Below are 13,079 nucleotides of genomic sequence, written 5' to 3' on the forward strand. Positions count from 1 at the left end.
CAGTTTTGTGAGCGTGTGAGTGTTCAGAGGCCGATCCAGGCGGCCATGTGGCCGAGCGTGTCGGGGGTGCGGCGGTTGAGGTGGACGAGGCCCTTGATGGTCTCCCTCGCGCCAGGGTGGTAGCGGGTCTGCTCCGGGGCCGCGGAGCGGGCTTCCAGGAGGGACTTGAGCGCGGCGTCGGTCCGGCCGACTTCCATCTCGGCCCTGCCGCGGTCGACGTAGAAGTGGGCGCGCCGGCTGACGGCGAGCGACGGCGGCAGCTTGATCTTCTTCGCCTGTTTGACTGCCTCGTCGTAGTGGCGCATTTCGACGGCGGCCGACATGCGGTGCAGGGCGACGTTGGTCGGCCCGAACGACAGCCAGTGAATCTCTGAGGCGTCGCCGGTCCGCTTCGCGTAGGACACGGCCTCGTCGAGGTGGGCTTCCACGGCGGCGCCGTCTTCCGCACGGGCAGCGATGACGGTGGCGCCGAGGTGGAGCTGGCCGGTCACGGCGAGGGATTCGCGCGTGGTGCCGGTCTGGGCGAGATGGCTGTGCCCTGCCGCGATCAGGCGCTGGCCGATGCGGTACTCGCCCTCGCGGAAATAGACGAGGGCGCGCATGTACTGGCGGACGGCACCGAGGCAGGGGTCCGAGGCGCGTTGGGCTGCCCAGTCCATGCGGTCCAGGGCTACGGCACTCAGGTCGTAGTAGCCGAGCTTGACGGTGATGTCGTGGGCGGTGCGGTACGTCGAGGCGAGGGCCTGCCACAGCTCTGTCGTGGGGGTGCGCCAGGCCGCCGTGGTGAGCTCGGAGATTGCGTCGGGCAGGGCGCGGGCGGCTTTCCCGAGATGGGTGGCCCGGACCTGGGCGCACAGATCGTCAGCGAGGTCGACAAGCTGAGCGACGGGTCTTGTCGTGGCTACGGGGTCGGCGCCGAGGTCGTACAGGTCGAGGGCTTCGCGGATGGGGCGGACGAGCGCGGCCAAGCGGTCCTGCTGGAGCTCCGTCATGTAGGGCTGTCCTGTCAGCACTGTCACGTCGATGCGGAGGGCGCGTGCGACAGCCGCAGTGAAATCAACGGTGGCCACGCGGGCGCCGCACTCGATCTGGTTGAGGAGGCTGTAGGAGTAGGGGATGATCTCGGCGAGTTGGCGTTGGGTGAGGTGGGCGAGCCGCCTCTGTTCTTTGATGCGCGCGCCGGTGTGGTCGTCGCCCAGTCTCGGCATAATGGCTCCGTTCCTTGCTCGCACTCGGAACGGTACTCGCGCTGTCCGGCGCGGGTGAACGCTCCGCCCCCGACTGCCTTCAGTTCGGGGGCGGTTGCGTGTGATCAACTGGGGGCATGACTTCGCGGACCGTGTATCTGTTCTGTTCGGCGGCCCCTCCTGTTTTCGAGGTCGCCACGGTGATCGAGGCGCTGCAGGCGCGAGGCTGGGATGTCTGTCTCGGCTTGACGCCGACCGCGGCGTCGTGGCTGGAGGAGTCCCTGTCGGGGCTGGCCACACTGACGGGGCATCCGGTGCGCTCGGAGTACAAGCGGCCCGGGGAGCCGGATGTGTGGCCCCCGGCGGATGTGATCCTGTTCGCGCCGGCCACCTTCAACAGCGTCAATGCGTGGGCGCTCGGGCTGACTTCCAGCTTCGTCGTCGGCGTCGTCGCGGAGGGCATCGGAAAGGGCATCCCGACAGCGGTGATGCCGTGCGTGAACGCCGCCTACGCGCAGCACCGGGCTTTCGAGCGGAGCGTCACCGAGCTGCGGGGCATGGGCGTGACGGTGTTGTACGGCGAGGGCGGCTTCGTGCCGAACCAGCCGGGAGAGAGCCGCCCGGGCGGCTATCCGTGGGCGATCGCTCTTGACGCGGCCGACGCTCTTGTCCGACCCCGGGAGTAGCCTTGATCCATGCCTCCCACTCCCCCGCCTGACGGCACCGTGCGCTCGTGGCCGCGTCCGGCCGCGGTGGTGAACCAGGAGATCCGTGCCCTGTGGCCGGAGGGTGCGCGGGGTCCGGTTGATGAGGACCGGTACCGGTCGCTGCTGGTGGAGTGGGCTGCGGCGCATCGCGGCGAGGCGGCGCAGGCCGATGTCAGACCCGCGGCTTAAGATCCCGGCTCGTGGCTATCGAACTCTCTGATGAACTGATTGAGCTTGAGCGTGCATCTGTGGCTGAGCAGCTGAAGGCTGAGGCGAGGCCGCATTCGGCGGAGGCGTGGGCGCCGTGGCTGGATGCGGCCGCGAGGGTGCAGGCCGCGATCACCGCGCATGCGGAGGCGACCGGGCAGAACCGTTTCGACGTGGAGGCGGAGCTCAAGCGGGTTGTGCGGCATCCGGAGGAGCCCGACGAGGGCTGAGCTACAGCGCGGACTGGAACGCGGAAGCGCCCGGCGTGCTCGCCGAGCTGGCCGTCGTGACGCGGTCGAGGACGGCTGATCCGTGGCCCGCGTGTTGGGCTGCGGCCCGCGCGGCGAGCGACGGGCGGGGGCCTCCGGCCGGGAGAACAACGGTGCGGCGGGCAGCGGCGGAGACGAGCAGGGTGGTCATAGCGCCATTGTGCACGAACTGGGGCGCTGGGCACGCCAGTTCAGGCAGCGGGCCCGCCGGTCGCTGTTCCGGCGGGCCCCAGCAGCAATCCCCGGCTTCTTCGTAGCCGATGATGAGCGCCACTGTACGGGCGGCCACTGACAACGGCGGGTCGAACGCGCAGGACCAGCGGATTAGACTCGAACACATGTCCGGTCAGCCGTCTCGCCTCGTCCAGCTCCAGTTCCTGCGCCGCTACCTCCTCGGCGAGCTGGAGCGAGTCGAACGCTGGATCGCCACCGAGGAACAGCGCGAGGCTGCCGCACGTCCGACACCCCCGCCCGTGCCGGACTGGGTCCTCTCCTATCCCCGCGCTGGCGCCACCAGCCGCCCGGACGCGGTCCACGTCGGCGACTGCGGCATGGCCGGGAAACGCACTAAGCCGATCACGCGCGACCAGGCGCTGCGTGCGCTGGCCGAGGGCGTCGAGGCGTGTCAGTTCTGCCGCCCCGACAGCGAGCTCGGCTGGCTGGACTAGGCGCTGCGCGGCTTCCGGCCAGCAGTCTTCTTCGCGGGCGCCTTCTTCGCCGTGGTCTTCTTGGCCGCGGTCTTCTTCGCTGCCGCCTTCTTCGCAGTGCGCTTCTTCGGCAGGTCGTGCACTGAGGCGTCCTCGGTCGACTCGCCGCGGTTGGCCTTCGCTTTCTCCACGCTGGCATTCAGAGCGGCCATCAGGTCGACAAGCTGCCCGCCCGACTCCGGTGCCGCCTCCACCGCCTTGGGCTGGCGGTGCTCGGCCTTTGCGGCCAGGAGCTCCTCGACGGCCTCCTGGTAGTGGTCGGTGTAGTCGTCGATGTTGTCGCGGGCCATCGACTCCAGAAGCTGGATCGCCGCGTCGACCTCGTCGTCGGTCAACTCGACCGGCTTCGGGGTCAGAGTCTCGGGGCTGCGGATCTCATCGTCCCAGTGCATCGCATGCAGGACGATCACGTCGTCCTTGACCCTCAGGAGACCCAGGCGCTCCCGGTTGTGCCACGCGAACTTCGCCACCGCCACCTTCGAGCTGCGCTCCAGCGCCATCCGCAGCAGCTTGTACGGTTTCAACGCAACGGGGCCAGCGGCCTCCAGGTAGTAACCGGCGCCCACGCGGACCGGGTCGATGGAGTCGGCCGGGATGAACGCGACGATGTCGATAGCCCTTGCTGTGGGAAGCGGCATCGAGTCAAGCTCCGCATCGGTGACCTGCACGATGGCGTCCTTGGAAACTTCGTAGCCCTTACCGATGTCCTCCTGGAACAGCTCCTGCCCGTCGATCTCGCACACCTTCTTCGTGCGGACGCGTGCCATGTCTTTCAGGTGGATCTGGTGGAAGGCGATGTTGTGGCTCTCGGTGGCAGCCACCACGCGGCACGGGATGCTCACGAGCCCGAAACTGATGGCGCCGTTCCAGATGGGGCGGGGCATTTTTCGCGGCCTCCCAGGACCCCCCTGGTCGGACGTCCAGCCTACGGGCGCCGTCGCTCCTCGGCATGCGGTGCCGGGCCGCCGGGACGACTCTGGGGTCATGGACCCGACGATCATCGTGCACCGGCCCCGCCCGGCAGGCGGTCGGCACGTCACCGTCCTCGGCCAGGACATCGGCGTCGCCTACTCCGACCGCGACCTGATCGAGTTCCTGCGCCAGTCCGGCCTCGACGAAACCGACGCCGAAGCCATGGTCGACGGCGACTCCCCCGAGATCGAATGGCGAGGCGGCAGGCCGCACGACTACGCGGCGGCATAACGAAGGCGCCCACCCCGAAGGGTGGGCACAGGGTGCTCATCGCCGCGTTTACCGCCGCTCCAGGACCCCGAAGCCAGCATGGCAGGGCCGGGCGCCGGCGGGAAGCTACTTCTTCTCCAGGTGCCGGTAGATGGTGGGGCGGCTGACGCCGAACTCGTCGGCGATCTGCTGCACGGTGTACCTGCGCTTGCCGTCGGCGCCGGTCTCGTCGTACATCTCCTGGGCCAGCTTTATCTGGCGAGGGCGCAGCTTCGGCTTCTGCCCGCCGGTGCGCCCGCGGGCTCGGGCGGCTTCGAGGCCTTGCTTGGTGCGTTCGACCATGAGGGAGTGCTCGAACTCGGCGACGGCGCCGAGGATGTGGAAGAACATTTGGCCGACGGGGGTCGAGGTATCGATGCCCTGGTCCAGGACGACGAGTTCGACGCCGCGCTCGCGGAGGTCATCGCCGACGTCCATGAGGTTGCGGAGCGAGCGGCCGAGCCGGTCGAGCTTGGTGATGACGAGGTGGTCGCCGTCGCGGACGGCGACGAGGGCTTTGTCGAGTTCGGGGCGGGAGGCGAGCTTGCCGCTGAGCTTGTCGACGAATATCTGGTCGCAGTTAGCGGCAGTGAGGGCGTCGCGCTGAGCTTCGGGGTGTTGGTCGGAGGTGGACACGCGTCCGTAGCCGATTCGCATAGCCCAGTGTATCGAGAAGGGGGGAGATCGTTACATAGATGCGGACACGGGATGTGTAACAACTCCCGCGCAGGACAGCCGAGTTCGTCGCTACTGGCTCACAGACGTTCGTTTGCGGACAGTCGCTATGGGCGGGTTATCGAGAGTCGTCCATGGTCAACTCCCCACCCCCAACGAGGCGTTAAGCGCCCCCGGCCAACCTGTAGACGCGACTACAGGTTGACTGTAGAGTGGTCTACAGAAGGGGCGAGGGTCGCACCCAAGAGAGGCCGCCATGCTGACGATCACCACGCGCACCGGCGACTACTACGGCGACGGCAACCGCTACCACATCTGGGAGACCCACGACGCCGACGGTGAACTCATCGCGGAGCTCTACATCTCCACCGAACGCAACGAGATCATGAACATCGAGGTCGGCGAAGACCACCGCGGCGAAGGCCACGCCCGCGCCCTCTACGAGGCCGCCAGCTCTCAAATCCCCGTCTTCCACGCCCCCGTAGCCCACCGCACCATCGAAGGCAACGCCTTCGCCGAGGCCGTCGGCGGCGAAACCGTCGCCCCCTACCCCTGCGACTGCGACGCCTGCAACTTCACCGAGGAGTGACGCATGCAGCGCTACGAACTCGAAGCCTGGCTCGGCGACAACCACGCCCTCAACGGCAACCAGATCGCCGAACTCCACCGCGCAGCTGACGACATCGCGCAGCAGTACCCCGACGCCGATGACCGCGACGATCGTGAAGCCGCCCTAACTGCTGCCTACCGGCTCATGACCGAAGCGCCGGAGGACCTCGTCGCAGAACTCGGCAGGGAGCGTATCGATGCCCGACTGGCAGAGCGGAAGGCTTTCATCGGCCTGCGACAGATCGCTGTCACCCGCATCAACAACGGCGACGCCACCGAGGCCGGGTTCGCGAAGCAGGCCGGTATCGACCGCATGACCGTCCGAAAGTGGCTCGGGAAGCGCTGACTGCCTGGACGAGCAAGAGATGGCCGCACGACCTACCACGTGAAGTGAGGACACCATGTTCAAGCTGTGGCACCGTCCGAAGATCCGTAACGAACCGAAGTGCGACCGGTGCGGCGACCCAACAGGCAAGCCGTTCCTCTACGACACGCCAAAGACTCCGTGGTGTTGCGATCCGTGCGAGCAGAAGGTCACAGCGATCCTCCTGGGCGACGCCCACGAACGCATGGTCCACGGCCTCGACAACATCCTGGACGTAGAGGCCGGACTCGCCGACTTGTTCCGCAAGCTCGGCCCGCCACCCGCCGGGAAGTAACGAGCCCCCCGCCTGCCATCAATAGGCGGGGCCCTCCCCGGAACCTACCCGCACAGCGAAGCGGCCCCGCCCCTCCGGAGAGGACGGGGCCGTCGGGTCGCCGCTCGCTACAGCCAGGGCCAGTTGGCGTCCCGGCCGCGGCTCAGCAGGTCGAGCATCGTGAACAGCTGGTCCGAGAACCCGCCGATCTCGAACCGGTTCGGCTGGCTCGTGTCGATCGACGACTTGCCGTACCCCGTCGTGTTGATCCCGAACATCGGCACGTGCGCCGGGACCGACTCCGACACTGACAGGCCTCGGTAGCCCGTCGCCCCCCAGACGGAGCCACGGCCGCCGTGCCCCGGATATGCGAACGCCTGCATGTCCGACACGATGACCACCCGGTCATGGCCCCGGTACGTCGACCGCAGTGCGGCGACCGTCTCCGTGCCGTGGCCCACCTCGCCGACCCGGGCACAGAACGCCTCGGTCTGCCGAAGCACGCTGCCACCCTTGACCAGCTCGTGCCGGAACACTCCGTTCGCGTAGCCGACCAGGTCCACGTCGCAGCCGCGGCCGGCGAGCGCCACCGCGAACAGGGCACCGACGTCGACGTGCCGGATCTGGCTCTTCGCCGACACTGTGCCGGTCATGGACGCCGAGGTGTCCACGAGGACCAGGGTGCGGCCCGGCAGCGAGGGAATGTTCGCCGTCGACGCGAGCAGCGCCTGCTCCAGGGCGTGTCCCCAGCGCAACGAGGGGGCTGCGCGGTAAGCAGACAGGAATCGGTAGGGGAACTGCCGCGAGCGGCGCACCTCTTCCGGGTCCGCGAGCCGGGCCGCAACCAGCGCGGCCACGTCGTCCGGCACGCCAGCCTCGTCGAAGTTCCGCAGATTTCGGGTCAGCGCCATCAGGCCCAAGTGCGGGATGACCGCGGACCAGGCCGCAGCGTCCATCGGGCCGAGGCTCGACAGCTGCTCCCACGTCATGCCCGCCCGGCCGAGCCGCTCGGGGTCCTCCAGGAACCAGGCGCGCCGCTCCGCGTCGGGCATGGCCATTGCGGCCCGGTAGGCGGACAGGACAGGCAGCCGGTCGGTGACCCGTATGGTGTCGCGCTTCCACCGCCGGTCGGCGAGGTAGTCGAACAGGTCGGCCTGCCAGGGTCCTGCCGGTTCCGGCTTAGCGAGCGCGACGACGTCGGCCATGCGCCACTGCGAGGCGCCGCCGTCGTACTTGAGGGCGGCCCGCTCCTTGTACAGGCGCTGGACGGCGTCGGCGACACCGCGCTGGACGCCGCCGGGCAGGGTCTTCTTGCCGGTGCGGGCCTTCCAGTAGGCGATGAACTCGGCGGGCTCGTCGGCGCGGAGCATCGCGTCGGCGACCATTTTGCGGACGGAGATCGTCGGTTCGCGGTCCGTGCCTGCCTTGCGGGCGATAGCGGACTCGGCGGCCATGACGATCGACGCCGAGCGCATGTTCATCGTCCCGCGCAGGTAGGGCACGAACTGGGCGACCCAGTCCGGGTCCTGGCGGGTCGCGGCGTGCACGAGTGCCCGGAACCGGTGGTCGCGGTCGGCGGCGCTCTCGTAGAACGTGTCCTCGCCGACCATGTTGACGACGGCGAACAGGAACAGGTCCGACTTGGCGTCGCGAGTGAAAGCGGCGCCGCCTTCGAAGGTGGTGGTGGTCCCGGTTGTGGTCACGGGGGACGTCGCTGTGCGCGGCGCGGAAGTGAACTTGCCCATCGGTCGCTCCAGATACGGGAGGGTTCCGGGCCGACGGACAGACTGCTGGGCGCCGCGAGTACCAATCGTGCAGGGGTGCGCCCCCGACGGGCGCTACATGGTCCAGACCGCGAGGCGGACCGTGCAGGAATCGAACCTGTACTCATGAAGTAGCCCTGCAACATCGCTTCGCGACGCCTTTGCAGTTGTCGGCCCGGCCGCGAGGCGACCGGAACGAGGATTCAACTGGACACGGGAGGCGGGCGAGTACCAGACGCACGAGCTACATAGCGCTCTACCAGCTGAGCTACCGGCCCCATGGAGGGGGCGCGGGCAGGACTCGAACCTGCGACCTCTCGTTCCTCAAACGAAGTAGGCCCGCACTGCGCTTCGCCAGCCACCCGTATCCAGTTGTCTCCCCGAAGGGTGCTGCGAGTACCAAGCGCCCGAGGACTGTGTCCGTTGGAAGGGAAGTAACCCCGGGCTGCGCTTCGCGGCAACGCCAGCCTACAGCCGTCCACTGACAACCTGTTGGGATTATCCGACCGTGCCGTGGCGGGCGGCTTGCATGACGAAAGCCCCCTCCCGGAGGAGGGGGCAGTTCGTAGCTTCGGCTCAGCAGAGGTTGAGCGAGACGAGCAGGTTCAGGACGAGCGACAGCACACGATCACCTCCCTCCGGCGCGGCGGGCGGACGGCGGTCAGGCGTTCAGGCCGTGCTCCTCGCTCCGGCTGCGGCTGCGGCTTGCAGCATGTGGGTGTGGATCGCATCGACGCGGGCTCGTGCTTCCGCAGCGACCAGCGGATCCCTCAGCACCGTGAGCTGGTTGTCCTGGAGGGTTTCCCCGGAGCGGGACCAGTTCGTGGATCCGGTGACGACGTCGAGGCCGTCGACGATGAGCAGCTTCATGTGCATGATCGCCCCGTGTTCGGAGCGGCCGACCGCCACACTGTTCGCGGGGAACGCCGACTTCGCCAGCAGCTCCCGCTCGTGCACGCCGCCGGCCTGCGACGAGTCGAGGGTGACCTGGACGAAGACGTGCTCGTCGTCGAGTTTCTCGTGCAGTGCGGCGGCGAGTTCGTCGTCATCGAAGCCGTACATGGCGCAGACCAGGCTCGACGTGGCCGACTTGATGATCTCAAGAAGTACGTCGTGGACGGCATCCACGGGTGAGTAGAAGGTGCGGGCGAACGCCGGGTAGCCGGGCGGGAATCCGCCGGTCTTGTGTCCGTCCAGGACGGCCAGGTCAGCGAGAGCCACAGGGGCCTCCGGGAGAGAGCGGACAGGTGCGGGTCAGCCCGTGGGCTGGGAGTCGCGGATGACGGCCCGGGTCTCGGCGTGCTGCCGGTCCGCATGCCGGCGCAGTGCGACATGCTGGGCGACCAGGGCCGGGGTGCCCCAGATCACCGACGCCGCCAAGTTCCCGGCGACGTCCGGCCAGTGGAAGACCAGCAGGTAGACGTCCAGGGCCAGCACCGCGAGGGCGGCGAGTATCCACCGGGTGCGGGGCATTCGACTCGGCGCTGGGCGATCAATCATCACTCACCCCCGTATGCCAAATTGCTGGTAAATATGGCCAGTTGATATTCCGTGCGCGCCATTTGGCCCGTGCGGGCCGGATAGAATTGAGTATGGGAAACCTCACCACTCCCGAAAGGGAGCGATTCATGCTGCGCGTGCGACGCGACAGCGATTGCCTCGTATGGACCGGCCCTCTCGACAAGGACGGTTACGGGTTCTTCTATCTCCGCCGGAAGAACCGCCGCGCCCACCGCGTCGCCTGGTACGACATGCACGGCGAGATACCTGAAGGCATGGTCATCAACCACGTCTGCCGGAACCGGGCTTGCGTCAACGCCCAGCACCTCCAGGTCGTCACCATCAGGGAGAACGTCCTCAAGGACTCGGCGGCCGTGTCCGCGATCAACGCCCGAAAGACCCACTGCAAGCGCGGACACCCGTTTGACCGGGTTTACCGGAAGTCAGGTGACCGCGGGCATCAGCGCTATTGCAGCATCTGTGAGGCAGCAAAAAGCAGGAGGCTCCAAGCGAAATGGAGGGCCGAGGACAAGCTGAAGGTGTAGCCCGCCGCTACCAGCGCCTCCGATTCGGGTCCAGGGCCGCATTCTGCGGCGCCTTGGGTGCGGATGGTGTTGGCTGAGGCTGGTCGGGCTGGCAGTCGTACCGCGGATGGGCCTCATCGAAATTGGATACCGGTGAGCAGGTGTAATTCACCCCGCCGTAGGTGAAGGTCCATCCTGCGGGAGGAGAGCCCGCACTGCCTTGATCGCCCTTTGCGCCCTGGGGGCCCGTTGGGCCAGGAACGGTCGAGTCGCGCCCAGGCGCACCGGTAGGGCCGGCCGGGCCTGGCACGGTTGAGTCCTTGCCATCCCTGCCTGGAGGCCCGGAGGGCCCCACGGGCCCGGTCGAGCCCGGAGCCGGAGTGAGCGTCGGAGCCGCCAGGCCCGGATCGCCCTTGGGCCCTGAAGGGCCGATTGGGCCGGGCGGCCCGGTGACCGACTGGCCCGGGTCGCCCCGGCTGCCGGGCGGGCCGGCGACGGGTTGGTGCCCGAGCCCCTGCACCTGCCGGGCGAGGGCGTCCCTGGCCCCGTTGGCGACAGTGAGGTCGCTCTGCAACTGGTAGATGCTGAGGACAATCCCGGCGAGGACCGCGCCAAGGGCGAGCGCCCCGAACACGGCCCAGGTGTCGCCGCGCCGCCACCGGCGTTCTTCGGCGCGTATTTCGGTGCGGCTCATCCCGTCCCCTTGGTGAGCAGCAGGATCATCGGCAGGAGGACGCTGACCAGCGGGACGATGACCGCGCCGATGAGCCAGCGCCTGGTCGCGACGAGCTTCTCGGCGTCTTTCTCGCGCAAGGTCTCCAGGGTGGAGACGCGTGCGGCGAGGCTCTCGTGCCGCAGGTCGTAGACCCGCTGGTCGACTTTTTCGTCCAGGCGGCGGCCGAGCTGCTGGATGTCCTCGCGGACGTCGGCGAGCCGGTCCTCGAAGCGGCGGGCGATCTCGCCGAGGGTCGGATCGTCCGGCACGTCGTGCTCCGATCAGACAGCCGTCGGACGGCTGATGGCCGGCGCCGGGACCTTCGCGGTGACTTGGGTGCGCACGAACATCGCGATGCCGATCTGTACGGCCGACAGGACGAGGGCTTGCTGGTCGGCGGACCAGTGCAGGCCGAAGCCGACAGCGAGGGCGAGGGCGGCCTGCGTGAGGCCGTACAGCGGTGCGGCCAGTGCGTCGTGGGCCATGACCGCGACCACGAGACCAACGGCCGCGGCCGCGACGGCGTTGAGGACGGCCTGCTGGTCCGAGCTGAGGCCGACGCCGAACGCTGCGAGGAGCTTGATGGCGACGGCGGCGAAGGCCGTGAGGGCCGCCGGTTCCCTTCCGAAGATCTTCATGTCACCACACCTCGATCGAGTAGGAGACGCCCGCGGCGTCGGTCTGGAGGGAGAGCTTCACGTCGGGGGCGGTGATGTCGACGTCGACAACACCCGCGCCGGCGTCGAGGGCGACGTTCTTGATGCCGTGCCAGGCGGCCCCGTTGTGGAGGGCGACCCGCACCGAACCCTTGACCGGCTTGTCGCTGATCTGGTCCATGCCGAGGTGCAGCCGCCGGTTGAACTGGTTCCAGGCGGAGCCGTGCGGGAGCAGGACGACGGTGGGCTGTGCGCCCGGTGCGACCGGGCCGGTGATCCATTGGGGCATGTCGGTCTCCTGAGAGGGCGTGGGAGCGGGGGCCGGGCTGGGCTGGAACGAGAGAGCCCAGGCGCGGAGTTCGGCGGTGGAGGCGAGGTGGCAGTAGTCGCGGTCGACCCCGTTGTCGCTGTACTGGTGGAACAGCCAAGCGGCTTGGATGCCGGGGTCGCCCGCGTTGCGTCCGGCCGTCGCGATCCACAGGAAGTCGCCGTAGTAACCGCTGGTGTCGACGTTGCGCCAGTAGTCCGTGTTGGCGTACATCCCCACCGGGTTGTGGGGAAGGCGGCCCTTCACGTACCGGAGCCAGGCCTCCTTGTAGGCGACCTGGGTGCTTTTCGGGACGTTGGCGTTCGCCGAGTCGTAGCCCTCCCAGTCGAGGACGACCAGGTCGCCGGGCTGCCAGTTGACCTGAGACAGGAAGTAATCCGCCTCGGCCTGCGGCGAGTTACCCATGTGCGGATAGTGATACGCGCCCCACACCAGGCCGTTGGCCTTGGCGTGGTCGCGCTGGGTGTGCCAGACCGGGTTGATGTACGACAGGCCCTCGGTGACCTTGACGAAGGCGAACGAGATGCCGGAGGTATCCGGCTGTGCGGGCTGGTACGAGGCCCAGTCCTGGCCGTAGATTCCCATGTCAGGCCGCCGTCGCGGTGGTCCAGACGGGCACGGTGACGTCGCCCTGCTGGGACAGCAGCCACCGCAGGTCCGGAGTCGTGAGGTAGCCGCGCCCGTCGACGCCCCAACCGGTGCCCCACGAGTTGGTGATCCAGTAGTCGCCGGTCGTCGCGTCGTACTGGGCGATCTCGACCTCGTGGCCGCCCGCGACGGCCGAGTTCTGGTCGACGACGATCCGGCCGTCACCGTCCGGGTCGAACATCGACTCCAGCCAGACGATTCCGATCATCACCGGGCCGTGCTGCAGCGCGGAGGTGAGCGCGGGCAGCGAGAAAGCGTGGCTGTAGCCGGTGGCGAGCCCGAGCGCCTTGAGTGCCTTGGCGACGCCGAGCCCGGAGCTGCCGGTGTCTGTCGGCGGGTAGTGCCCGGGGATCGAGTCGAGGAGCGTCGCCAGCGAGTACAGGCGGACCGCGAAATCCTCGTCGGGCGCGTACACGCCGGGGGTGAAAAGCCCGTGCGAGGCGCGTGCGGCAGCCGTCGAGATCGTCACCGACGTGAGGCCCGGCCTTGCGGCACTGTCCGTGACCAGCAAGCCCGTACCGGCGTTGGCCGTGCACGACCCGAGCTGGCCCTGATCCAAAACGGGAGCGCGCCGGGCCCACGACACGGACTTGATGGCCGTCTCCGGCAGCACGCCGTGCGCGTACTCCAGCGACCGCGGGTCATGCTCAACGTGCCGCCCGAACCGACCGCGGGCAGGCAGAAGCTCGATATGCGTCATGAGCCCTCCCGGGCATGGCGAAGCC

At 68.4% G+C, this 13,079-nt stretch carries 19 protein-coding genes; 8 read left to right on the forward strand and 11 right to left on the reverse strand.

What is annotated here, in order from left to right:
* Window positions 1-23: 23 nt before the first annotated feature.
* Window positions 24-1,208: a helix-turn-helix domain-containing protein gene (locus DT019_RS02705; protein WP_114034917.1), complete on the reverse strand. Its 1,185-nt coding sequence runs from the start codon at window positions 1,206-1,208 to the stop codon at window positions 24-26.
* Window positions 1,209-1,324: 116 nt separating this feature from the next.
* Between DT019_RS02705 and DT019_RS02710 the strand changes: the two genes are divergently transcribed.
* Both DT019_RS02710 and DT019_RS02715 read left to right on the forward strand, forming a co-directional pair.
* Window positions 1,325-1,873, forward strand: a complete 549-nt coding sequence (locus DT019_RS02710; RefSeq protein WP_114034918.1) for a flavoprotein — start codon at window positions 1,325-1,327, stop codon at window positions 1,871-1,873.
* 221 nt (window positions 1,874-2,094) lie between these two features.
* The gene (locus DT019_RS02715) at window positions 2,095-2,331 is read left to right on the forward strand and encodes a hypothetical protein (protein ID WP_114034919.1); all 237 of its coding nucleotides are present in this window, start codon (window positions 2,095-2,097) and stop codon (window positions 2,329-2,331) included.
* A gap of 1 nt (window position 2,332) precedes the next feature.
* On the opposite strand, the gene DT019_RS39070 is transcribed toward DT019_RS02715, so the two are convergent.
* Window positions 2,333-2,521, reverse strand: a complete 189-nt coding sequence (locus DT019_RS39070) for a hypothetical protein (protein ID WP_147267253.1) — start codon at window positions 2,519-2,521, stop codon at window positions 2,333-2,335.
* A 187-nt stretch (window positions 2,522-2,708) separates the two neighbouring features.
* Here DT019_RS39070 and DT019_RS02720 point away from each other — a divergent pair, with 187 nt between their 5' ends.
* The gene (locus DT019_RS02720) at window positions 2,709-3,038 is read left to right on the forward strand and encodes a DUF6233 domain-containing protein (RefSeq protein WP_114034920.1); all 330 of its coding nucleotides are present in this window, start codon (window positions 2,709-2,711) and stop codon (window positions 3,036-3,038) included.
* Here the strand turns inward: DT019_RS02720 and DT019_RS02725 are convergent.
* Entirely contained in the window at window positions 3,035-3,961 is a 927-nt protein-coding gene (locus DT019_RS02725) for a Ku protein (protein WP_114034921.1), read from the reverse strand. The two genes, DT019_RS02720 and DT019_RS02725, sit on opposite strands and share 4 nt — an antisense overlap.
* A 100-nt stretch (window positions 3,962-4,061) precedes the next feature.
* Between DT019_RS02725 and DT019_RS02730 the strand changes: the two genes are divergently transcribed.
* Entirely contained in the window at window positions 4,062-4,280 is a 219-nt protein-coding gene (locus DT019_RS02730) for a hypothetical protein (protein WP_114034922.1), read from the forward strand.
* A 105-nt stretch (window positions 4,281-4,385) separates the two neighbouring features.
* Here the strand turns inward: DT019_RS02730 and DT019_RS02735 are convergent, their stop codons facing one another.
* Window positions 4,386-4,955, reverse strand: coding sequence for a recombinase family protein (locus DT019_RS02735; protein ID WP_114034923.1), 570 nt, complete (start codon window positions 4,953-4,955; stop codon window positions 4,386-4,388).
* Window positions 4,956-5,229: 274 nt separating this feature from the next.
* Here DT019_RS02735 and DT019_RS02740 point away from each other — a divergent pair, with 274 nt between their 5' ends.
* From DT019_RS02740 to DT019_RS02750, 3 genes are read left to right on the forward strand one after another with little or no spacing between them, the layout of a single operon-like run.
* Window positions 5,230-5,562: a hypothetical protein gene (locus tag DT019_RS02740; protein ID WP_114034924.1), complete on the forward strand. Its 333-nt coding sequence runs from the start codon at window positions 5,230-5,232 to the stop codon at window positions 5,560-5,562.
* 3 nt (window positions 5,563-5,565) lie between these two features.
* On the forward strand, window positions 5,566-5,928 hold the full coding sequence (locus DT019_RS02745) for a hypothetical protein (protein ID WP_114034925.1): 363 nt from the start codon (window positions 5,566-5,568) through the stop codon (window positions 5,926-5,928).
* A 55-nt stretch (window positions 5,929-5,983) separates the two neighbouring features.
* Window positions 5,984-6,241: a hypothetical protein gene (locus tag DT019_RS02750; protein WP_114034926.1), complete on the forward strand. Its 258-nt coding sequence runs from the start codon at window positions 5,984-5,986 to the stop codon at window positions 6,239-6,241.
* 107 nt (window positions 6,242-6,348) lie between these two features.
* Here DT019_RS02750 and DT019_RS02755 read toward each other — a convergent pair whose 3' ends face one another.
* The 3 genes from DT019_RS02755 to DT019_RS02770 all read right to left on the reverse strand — a co-directional run bounded on the left by DT019_RS02755 (window position 6,349) and on the right by DT019_RS02770 (window position 9,456).
* The gene (locus tag DT019_RS02755) at window positions 6,349-7,965 is read right to left on the reverse strand and encodes a TROVE domain-containing protein (protein ID WP_114034927.1); all 1,617 of its coding nucleotides are present in this window, start codon (window positions 7,963-7,965) and stop codon (window positions 6,349-6,351) included.
* Window positions 7,966-8,652: 687 nt separating this feature from the next.
* The gene (locus tag DT019_RS02765; RefSeq protein ID WP_114034928.1) at window positions 8,653-9,204 is read right to left on the reverse strand and encodes a phospholipase D-like domain-containing protein; all 552 of its coding nucleotides are present in this window, start codon (window positions 9,202-9,204) and stop codon (window positions 8,653-8,655) included.
* 33 nt (window positions 9,205-9,237) lie between these two features.
* On the reverse strand, window positions 9,238-9,456 hold the full coding sequence (locus DT019_RS02770) for a hypothetical protein (protein WP_114034929.1): 219 nt from the start codon (window positions 9,454-9,456) through the stop codon (window positions 9,238-9,240).
* A gap of 155 nt (window positions 9,457-9,611) precedes the next feature.
* Here DT019_RS02770 and DT019_RS02775 point away from each other — a divergent pair, with 155 nt between their 5' ends.
* Window positions 9,612-10,028: an HNH endonuclease signature motif containing protein gene (locus tag DT019_RS02775; RefSeq protein ID WP_189389045.1), complete on the forward strand. Its 417-nt coding sequence runs from the start codon at window positions 9,612-9,614 to the stop codon at window positions 10,026-10,028.
* Window positions 10,029-10,697: 669 nt separating this feature from the next.
* Here DT019_RS02775 and DT019_RS02780 read toward each other — a convergent pair.
* From DT019_RS02780 to DT019_RS02795, 4 genes are read right to left on the reverse strand one after another with little or no spacing between them, the layout of a single operon-like run.
* Window positions 10,698-10,991, reverse strand: coding sequence for a hypothetical protein (locus DT019_RS02780; protein ID WP_114034931.1), 294 nt, complete (start codon window positions 10,989-10,991; stop codon window positions 10,698-10,700).
* A 12-nt stretch (window positions 10,992-11,003) separates the two neighbouring features.
* The gene (locus tag DT019_RS02785) at window positions 11,004-11,360 is read right to left on the reverse strand and encodes a hypothetical protein (protein WP_114034932.1); all 357 of its coding nucleotides are present in this window, start codon (window positions 11,358-11,360) and stop codon (window positions 11,004-11,006) included.
* Window position 11,361: 1 nt separating this feature from the next.
* On the reverse strand, window positions 11,362-12,291 hold the full coding sequence (locus tag DT019_RS02790; RefSeq protein ID WP_114034933.1) for a glycoside hydrolase family 25 protein: 930 nt from the start codon (window positions 12,289-12,291) through the stop codon (window positions 11,362-11,364).
* Window position 12,292: 1 nt separating this feature from the next.
* The gene (locus tag DT019_RS02795; RefSeq protein WP_114034934.1) at window positions 12,293-13,054 is read right to left on the reverse strand and encodes a C1 family peptidase; all 762 of its coding nucleotides are present in this window, start codon (window positions 13,052-13,054) and stop codon (window positions 12,293-12,295) included.
* Between the last annotated feature and the right edge of the window lie 25 nt (window positions 13,055-13,079).

This window comes from Streptomyces sp. SDr-06 (assembly GCF_003324565.1).
Lineage (GTDB): Bacteria > Actinomycetota > Actinomycetes > Streptomycetales > Streptomycetaceae > Streptomyces.